At 48.9% G+C, this 7,150-nt stretch carries 4 protein-coding genes; 3 read left to right on the top strand and 1 reads right to left on the bottom strand.

Annotated features, from left to right (window positions below; genetic code table 11):
• Positions 1–217 precede the first annotated feature (217 nt).
• Both QUB68_RS02895 and ilvN read left to right on the top strand, forming a co-directional pair.
• A complete protein-coding gene (locus QUB68_RS02895) occupies positions 218–1,030 on the top strand; it encodes a carbon-nitrogen hydrolase family protein (protein ID WP_332989193.1) in 813 nt (270 codons plus the stop codon).
• Between the two features lie 428 nt (positions 1,031–1,458).
• Positions 1,459–1,977: an acetolactate synthase small subunit gene (gene ilvN, locus QUB68_RS02890; RefSeq protein WP_096828017.1), complete on the top strand. Its 519-nt coding sequence runs from the start codon at positions 1,459–1,461 to the stop codon at positions 1,975–1,977.
• 293 nt (positions 1,978–2,270) lie between these two features.
• Here the strand turns inward: ilvN and QUB68_RS02885 are convergent, their stop codons facing one another.
• Entirely contained in the window at positions 2,271–5,813 is a 3,543-nt protein-coding gene (locus tag QUB68_RS02885) for a sensor domain-containing protein (protein WP_332989190.1), read from the bottom strand.
• 138 nt (positions 5,814–5,951) lie between these two features.
• Between QUB68_RS02885 and QUB68_RS02880 the strand changes: the two genes are divergently transcribed.
• Complete coding sequence (locus QUB68_RS02880; RefSeq protein ID WP_332989188.1) at positions 5,952–6,959, top strand: zinc-dependent alcohol dehydrogenase family protein; 1,008 nt, start codon at positions 5,952–5,954, stop codon at positions 6,957–6,959.
• Positions 6,960–7,150: the final 191 nt, after the last annotated feature.

Genomic DNA, 7,150 nt, shown 5'->3' with positions numbered 1-7,150 from the left:
AGGGCATAGGGCATAGGGCATAGGGCATAGGGCATAGGGCATAGGGCATAGGGCATAGGGCATAGGGCATAGGGCATTGTTGACTGCTGACCAATGACTAATGACTAATGACTAATGACTAATGACTAATGACTAATGACTAATCACTAATGACTAATGACTAATGACTAATGTTCGCGAGCGGGGACGCTCGCACTATGACTAATATTGTGAATCGATGAAGTCTTATCTCGCCGCAGCAATTCAAATGACTAGCTTGCCTGACCTGCAAAAAAATTTGGTTCAGGCAGAGGAATTAATCGACCTGGCAGTTCGTCGGGGTGCGGAGTTAGTTTCTTTACCAGAAAATTTCTCGTTTATGGGAGAAGAGGAGGACAAGATTGCTCTTGCAGATGCGATCGGACTCCAAAGCGAAAAATTCCTCAAAACCATGGCCCAACGCTTCCAGGTGACGATTCTGGGCGGCGGATTTCCGGTGCCGACGGATGGGGGGAAGGTATACAATACTTGTTTGCTGGTAGACCCAAACGGCAGCGAAGTTGCCAGGTACAAAAAAGTACATTTGTTCGATGTGAATGTGCCAGACGGGATTACTTACAGGGAATCGAGCACGGTGAAAGCTGGTGAAGATTTGCCGCCGGTTTATGTGTCGCCGGATTTGGGGACGCTGGGACTTTCGGTGTGCTATGACGTGCGGTTCCCGGAAGTGTACAGGCATTTGTCACATAAGGGTGCTGATGTTTTGTTCGTGCCGGCGGCGTTTACTGCTTACACTGGCAAGGATCACTGGAAGGTTTTGTTGCAAGCTAGGGCGATCGAAAATACTTGTTATACGATCGCCCCGGCGCAGACTGGACACCACTACGGCCGCCGTCAAACTCACGGTCACGCGATGATTGTAGACCCTTGGGGTGTGGTTTTGGCGGATGCTGGAGAGGAACCGGGTGTGGCGATTGCAGAGATTAATCCCGATCGGCTAGAACAAGTCCGCCGCCAAATGCCTTCGCTGCAACACCGGGTTTTTCTGTGAGTTGTGGCAGCTTGGTACTTCGTAATTTTGACACCCATGGGTGTCAAAATTGCACTTTCCGTCAACTACCAGACTTGAAGAGTTTTTATTCGGTCACGTAATTGTGTACGTTCGTACACAAAAAACTTGGATCGCGTGCCGTCAGAACCGGTTGGGGCGGGTTTAGGGTTGAGATAAAGCCGATCCCCCCTAACCCCCCGAAAGCAAGGGGGGGACAGGAGTGCTATCAAAGTCCCCCTTGCTTTTGGGGGATGCGAGGGGGATCGAGACTGCGGTAAAAGCGAAATTGATCGAGGTTTTTTTTCGTGGGAGATGAACGGCCAATAACTCGCGATAAAATGTCTAATGCAGGTTCAATGGGCGTGCACTTCTGCTAAAAGGCGAATTGGCGAAAGTAGAATTGCACAAAATGCGTCTTTTTGGGAGAAATGAAACACACTCTTTCGGTTTTAGTTGAAGATGAAGCGGGTGTCCTCACTCGAATTGCTGGTTTGTTTGCCCGTCGGGGCTTTAATATTGAAAGTCTGGCCGTTGGCCCGGCGGAGCAAGTGGGAGTGTCTCGGATTACGATGGTTGTACCGGGAGATGACCAGATTATTGAACAGTTGACCAAGCAACTGTATAAGTTGATTAATGTGCTGAAAGTTCAGGATATAACCGAAATTCCCTGTGTGGAACGGGAGTTGATGTTGCTGAAAGTTAATGCTGCTACTGGGACGCGATCGGAGATCATTGAGTTGGCTCAGATTTTTAGAGCGCGGGTGGTGGATATTGGTGATGATACGCTGACTTTGGAAGTTGTGGGAGATCCTGGTAAAATGGTGGCGATTGTCCAGGTTCTGAATAGGTTTGGGATTAAGGAAATTGCTCGGACTGGGAAAATTGCCATGACTCGCGAGTCGGGGGTGAATACGGAGTTTCTTAAGTCTTTGGAAGCGAAAGTTTAAGTCAGTGGTCAGTTGACAGTGGTCAGTTGTCAGTAGTTAGTTGTCAGTGGTCAGTTGTCATTGGTCACAAAGTATCTTTTAACTTTTAACTTTCGACTTCTGATTACAAATGACCAATAACTAAGGATATCGTGTCCGGTTGTATCAGAATCATAATTTTCCGAGTTTAGCACTCTGATGCAGCTCAGCTCGCGAGCGGGATGCTCGCACTGCGTTATTATTTCGATGTAACGCAACTGACAACTGACAACTGACAACTGACAACTGTCAACTGTCAACTGTCAACGGACTAATTACCATACGGGTTGACTTTCGATCAAACCTGTGGCTGTGATGCTGTCTACGGCTTTTGAGAAAAAGTATCCCTGTCCGTATTCGCATTGCAGGGCTCTGAGCAAATTAAGCTGTTCGACGGTTTCGATGCCTTCAGCAATTACATCCATACCTAAATGACTGGCTAAAATGAGAATAGTCTGTACGATGGCTTCGTTTCCTTCATCTTCAGTCATGCGGCTGACAAAAGCTCGATCGATCTTTAAAGCGTCAGTGGGAAAAGTGTGCAGGCGGCTCAAAGAAGAATAGCCAGTGCCGAAATCGTCAATATATAATTGAATTTCTAAACTTTTCAATTGGGCGAGGATAGTGGCTGCTGATTCGGCATTGTCCATGATGACACCTTCAGTAATTTCTAACTTGAAAGTGCGGGGGTCAAGCTGAGTTTCTTGTAAAATTTCGCGAATGCGCTCGATTAAATCAGGCTGTTTAAATTGTTGGTTAGAAAGGTTGACGCTGACACTCAGGGGCGGATTTATCGGAAATTTTTGGTGCCACTCGTGGATCTGACGGCAAGCCGATCGCATCATCCACCAACCAATCGGTACAATCAATCTAGTTTCTTCTGCGACTAAAATAAACTCGCCGGGAGATACTAAACCCCGCTGGGGGTGATACCACCGCAGCAGCGCTTCAAAACCGCTGATTCTACCGCTGGTTAGAGAGACGATGGGCTGGTAGTAAAGCTGAAATTCCTGGGAGTCTAGAGCGCGCCGCAAATCGTTTTCTAGTTGCAAAAGGGCGACGGCGCGAGTGTGCATACTCAAGTCAAAAACTTCGTGACGCGCTTTGCCCAATCCCTTAGCGTGATACATGGCAGCATCTGCATCTCGCAACAGTTCTTCAGGTCGATCGTACAATATTCGGAATGGGATATTGGGATCGGGGGAGTCGGAAGATAAGCAAGACAAAGCAGTTTCCCGATCGATGATATTTCCGAAATTTCCTGGACTAGACAGTTGGCTGGTTTCTGCGGGATGCTGCGGTACACCAGAACAAACAATGCCAATGCTAGCACTGGTAAAAACTTGATATTCATTGAGGTAAAAAGGCTCTGCTAGTTCCGCTTGCACTCGTTCAGCAATGACGATCGCATCCTCGGTATTTTTGATATTTTCCAGCAAAATAGCGAATTCGTCGCCGCCGAGACGGGCAACGGTATCTCCAGCGCGCAAACAGATTTCCAGGCGCTGCGCGATCGCGATCAGCAAGCGATCGCCCACTAAATGCCCCAAACTGTCATTAACAACCTTAAAACGGTCTAGATCGATAAACAGCACCGCAAACAAAACTTCGGGACGGCGTTTTGAAAGCTCGATCGCGTGTCCCAAACGATCCATAAATAAAGCTCGGTTCGGCAAACCCGTTAGCGTATCGTGCAAAGCATCGTGTACTAACTTCTCTTCGGCTATTTTGCGGAGGGTGATATTTTCGACAGTACCTTCGTAGTAAAGCAAATTGCCGTTATCGCGAACAGCCCGGCCATTCTCCGAAACCCAGATGGTGGTTCCGTCAGCGCGGTAAACTTTGGACTCGAACTCTGACACAAAACCGTGTTTTTCGATCGCGCGCAAAAACTCGACGCGGCGGTTGGGATCGAGATATAGTTGGCGATCGATATCGTGGATATTTGCGATCAGTTCCGCGGCCGACTCGTAGCCGTAAATTCTCGCCAAAGCAGGATTAGCACTGAGGTAGCGTCCGTCAGCAGTCGTCTGAAAAATACCCTCGATCGCATTTTCAAAGATGCTGCGGTATTTCTCTTCGGCTTCTTGCAGCGCGAATTCTCCCTGCTTGCGATCGCTGATATCAGTCAGCGTACCGAGATAGCCCAGAACTTCCCCACTGTTGGCAATTTCCGGCACTGCTTGGCAAAATACCCAGGTTGTGAGGTCGCCGTTGCAAAAGCGGTACTCTAATTTACAAGGCAACTTGTCTGTGACAGCGCGATACCATTCGCTCAAAACGCGATCGCGGTCTTCGGGATGCAAACTTTGGGCCCAACCTTCGCCCAATGCCTTTGGCGCTGTCAGTCCCGCCATCTCCAAAAATCGCTCGTTGACATACAAGCAATCTCCAGCAGCGTCGGCGCGCAAAATCCCGACTGGCAGTATTTTCGCTAAGGTGTAATAGCGGTATTCGCTTTCTAGCAGGGCGCTGGCGGCGACTTTCGTCTCCGTGATGTCAAACATTGCGCCTTGAAGGATCACGGACTTGCTGGCTTCATCGCGAACTGCGATCGCTCGATCGCGGAACCAGACAACTTTACCGTTGCGGGCGATCGCGCGGTATTCTGAAACCAGCGGCCCGTCGCCAAAGATATCTTCTCCGTCGCTGAATTTCTGTGTGGCGTTTTCAACTAATACCCGATCGCGGTCTTCTGGGTGAACGAGTTTCAGCCACAGATCCGGGTCTGCCTTCCATTCAGCTACAGAGTAACCCAGAAAAGTCTCGATTTGCGGGCTGATATAAAGTTTGGCGCTGCGGTTGAGGGGAGAAATGTAGGTGACAGCGGGCATTTGTTCTACAAGGGCGCAGTATTTGGCTTCTACGGTGCAGAGTGCTGCTTCTAGGCGCTGCCGCTCTAATTCAGCGGTGGCTTGTCCGGCAAAGATGCTGAGAATTAGTCGAAATTTAGTGAGATGTGCTTCTAGCAGCGGGCGATCGTGGAAAATACAAATAATTCCTAAAGGTTCCCCGTAGGAGTTTTTGAGCAAGACTCCCAGGAAGCTGCACGCACCTGTAACAACCTGTCTGCGGTCTTGTGGGAAGGTTTCGAGGAGGCTGTCTGGACAGGAGTACATTGCCTGCTCGAACACCAGTGCTTCGGGAGTATGGGCGGTGTCGCACTCAAAGTTGGGCTGCTGCTGTCCGTCGCTCCAAAAACTGATAACTTGCAATCGATCGGGAGTCGGATCGGTGCGTTCGATCGACTTAATCGATTTGGAAACAACGGCGCTGCGAACTCCGAGTGCTGAGGCTAAGTGGCGAACTAAGCCATCAAAGAATTCTGCTCCCCCCGGCGAATCAGTACCTGCTAGGATCTCGCTCAGCAAGTCTGCTTCTAATTTCGGGAAAGAGTTGACTTTGCAAGGGTTGTCTGCATTCGGGCCCTCGGCATTTTGCTCGATCGATCCCGAAATGCTCAGACTTACGGTTTTGCTAGTTGCAGGCCCGATCAGAGGCGAAGGATTCACCGTTGGGCCCTGTTGCTGCCGGAGGAATAGAGTGCGGCTAATACTTAAAAATTTACTCAATAATCTGTCAGCGATCGGCCACAGATTGCAGTTGGGGAAAATCAAAAAGTTTTGCCAAATTTTCAATCTTATTGCAGATGAATCGTCGTTTAATTCTGCCAACTGCCGTTTTTCTGCTGTCGGCGGCAGACTGGGAGGCCTTCGCTGCCACTTGAGATAAATCGCGGAGGCAAAGGCTAAACTCGCCGATAATCCCAGAAAATATGCAAGAATCTCAAAGTAAAGGAATAAATCTAGCTGGAACATCGATTAGCACCGCTCGATAATTGTAGTAGTTACTTGAAGCCAATCTATTTATTAAAAATAACTAAGTATCGTCACAGATGAGTAACGAATACAAGGTAGGATCGCAGGTGAAGCCGAAAATAGAGTTAATGCCACGCTATGAAAGCGATCGTTTTTGAAACGCCCGGAAGCCCGTCCGTATTGAGACTGCAAGATATCCCCGCCCCTACTATACAAACAGAAACTGAAGTTTTGGTGCGGCTGCGGGCGGCGGGGCTCAATCCGATAGATACTAAGTTGCGATCGCGCGGCACTTTTTACCCAGAGAAAACTCCTCACGTTTTGGGGTGCGACGGGGCTGGAGTCGTAGAGGCCCTCGGTGCTGCTGTACAGAGTTTTCAAGTCGGAGACGAGGTTTTTTTCTGCAATGGCGGTTTGGGTGGGTCGATCGGTACTTACGCTGAGTTTGCCGTTGTAGACGAACGTTTCCTCGCCATCAAGCCTGCTGCTTTAAGTTTTGCTGAGGCAGCGGCGGCACCGTTAGTTTTAATTACAGCATGGGAATCGCTATACGATCGAGGGCGGATGCAACCCGGACAAAAGGTGCTAATTCTAGCTGGTGCAGGCGGTGTGGGCCACGTCGCGATACAGTTGGCTTCGTTGCAAGGCGCTGAGGTTTGTACTACTGTTAGTTCTGAAAAAAAAGCCGAATTTGTCAAGCAGTTGGGTGCTGATTCAGTTATTTTATACAAAAATACCGATGTTGTCGATGAAGTTTTGACTTGGACTCAGGGACAAGGAGTTGACTTGGCTTTTGATACTGTCGGGGGAGAAACTTTTTACCAAACTATTCCGGCTGTCAAGATTTATGGAGATTTGGTAACAATTTTGGAGCCCGATCCGGCTTTGGGGAATTTGAAAACGGCGAGAATGCGCAATCTGCGAATTAGTCTGGAATTAATGTTAACTCCGATGCTGCAAGGTTTGGAACAGGAACAGGAACAGCAGGCGAAGATTTTGCAGCAGTGTGCTCGTTTGTGCGATCGAAATTTGCTCAAAATTCATGTCAGCAAAACTTTTCCGCTAGCACAAGCTCAAGCTGCACATGAATTGTTAGAAACAGGCTCACTGACGGGTAAAATAGTGCTGGAAATTGCGGGCGATTGAGATTCCCGGCGAATGGAATTCGCGATTCTGATTCCCGGCGAATCGAATTCGCGGCGACACAAACGAAACCCGCCGACGCGGGTTGAAGAAATTTTGGATTCAAGAATTGCGGAAATTCCCGGCGAATCGAATTCGCGGCGACACAAACGAAACCCGCCGACGCGGGTTGAAGAAATTTTGGATTCAAGAAT

Source organism: Microcoleus sp. A006_D1 (assembly GCF_036702805.1).
Taxonomy (GTDB): Bacteria; Cyanobacteriota; Cyanobacteriia; order Cyanobacteriales; family Microcoleaceae; genus Microcoleus.
The sequence above is the reverse complement of the archived record's forward strand: the minus strand, read 5'-3'. Positions and strand labels throughout refer to the sequence as shown.

Bases quoted from the DNA above. Each gene is read 5' to 3' on its own strand.
- ilvN (WP_096828017.1), top strand. From the start codon at position 1,459: ATGAAACACACTCTTTCGGTTTTAGTTGAAGATGAAGCGGGTGTCCTC.
- QUB68_RS02885 (WP_332989190.1), bottom strand. From the start codon at position 5,813: ATGTTCCAGCTAGATTTATTCCTTTACTTTGAGATTCTTGCATATTTT.
- QUB68_RS02895 (WP_332989193.1), top strand. From the start codon at position 218: ATGAAGTCTTATCTCGCCGCAGCAATTCAAATGACTAGCTTGCCTGAC.
- QUB68_RS02880 (WP_332989188.1), top strand. From the start codon at position 5,952: ATGAAAGCGATCGTTTTTGAAACGCCCGGAAGCCCGTCCGTATTGAGA.